This window comes from Bacteroides sp. UBA939 (assembly GCF_002293435.1).
Taxonomy (GTDB): domain Bacteria; phylum Bacteroidota; class Bacteroidia; order Bacteroidales; family Bacteroidaceae; genus Bacteroides.
On record NZ_DBDF01000222.1, the window covers coordinates 1 to 1,195 of the forward strand.

Genomic DNA, 1,195 nt, shown 5'->3' on the forward strand with positions numbered 1-1,195 from the left:
GTTATTTTTTAAGCAGTACTTAATAATTCATAATTCAAAACTTCTCCCTCTGTGCCTCTGTGTTCATAATTCAATACTATAGCAATGAAGAAACCGTTTCACCTCATAATAACCCTATCCGCTCTTTGTCTGCTTGCCTGCAACCAGACAAGAAACACAGAGTCTGCCAAACAATATACGTATATCGGCTGGCAGGGGAAACATAAAGTAGATACCGTCTGCTTCGACTCGCTGCAAATGAGCGACCCTTTCATCCTGGCGGACGAGGCTACAGAAACGTACTATATGGTAGGAAGCGGCGGCAGTATGTGGAAAAGCCCCGACATGAAGATGTGGACAGGGCCTCACCTGTACCTTACCGTAGATACCACCTCTTGGATAGGCACTTCCCCCAGGATATGGGCTCCCGAACTCCACGAATACCGAGGCAAATACTATTGCTTCGTTACCTTCACAAATCCCAGAATCATAGTAGACACCGTGCCCAACAGATATCATGTGCAACGCCGTTCCACTCATATTCTTGTCTCTGATAAGGCGGAAGGCCCTTATCAGCCTGTCGGCGACGGGAATTACCTGCCCGAGGACTGGTCTGTGCTCGATGGCAGCCTCTGGGAAGAAGACGGGGTTCCCTACATGGTCTTCTGCCACGAATGGATGCAGACCGTCAACGGGATGGTCGATTACGTCCGCCTCACTCCGGATTTATCCGGGATAACAGGAAACCCTGCTGTTCTGTTCAGAGCATCCGAAGCCACATGGTCAAGGGAAATGCAATCAATCGGCGAACTTACCTTCGGCATGGCGCTGGAAGGTTATGTAGCCGACGGGCCGTTTGTTTTCAGGACAGGCACCGGGCGTCTGGGCATGCTCTGGTCGAGCTGGGGAAGCCGGCGTTGCGCACAGGGTGTGGCGTACTCGGAGTCGGGCAAGCTGGCAGGCCCCTGGACTCAGTGCAGCGAGCCGCTGGTGGCCAACAATGCAGGGCACGGCATGTTGTTCCGCACGTTCGAGGGCAAACTGCTGATGTGCCTCCACCGGCAAAGTCTTGATATGGAAAACCCCGGCCCCCGAAGGCCTGTACTGCTGGAAGTAGATACGTCGGGTGAGCGGATTAAAATACTGGGTGAATATTATCCTTGACGCTAAAAAAAGTAATAAAACAACTTGTGTTAGTTTATACTATAATTTTTTA

General features: G+C 51.0%; 1 protein-coding gene. It reads left to right on the plus strand.

The features are described 5' to 3' along the window. The first annotated feature begins 84 nt into the window (after positions 1-84). Positions 85-1,143 carry a glycoside hydrolase family 43 protein gene (locus B2Z67_RS14590; protein ID WP_291530575.1) on the plus strand — a complete coding sequence of 353 codons (1,059 nt, stop codon included), beginning with the start codon at positions 85-87 and terminating at the stop codon, positions 1,141-1,143. Positions 1,144-1,195: the final 52 nt, after the last annotated feature.

What these genes read in the sequence shown, in the direction of transcription:
- B2Z67_RS14590 (WP_291530575.1), top strand. Translation starts at nt 85, where the DNA reads ATGAAGAAACCGTTTCACCTCATAATAACCCTATCCGCTCTTTGTCTG.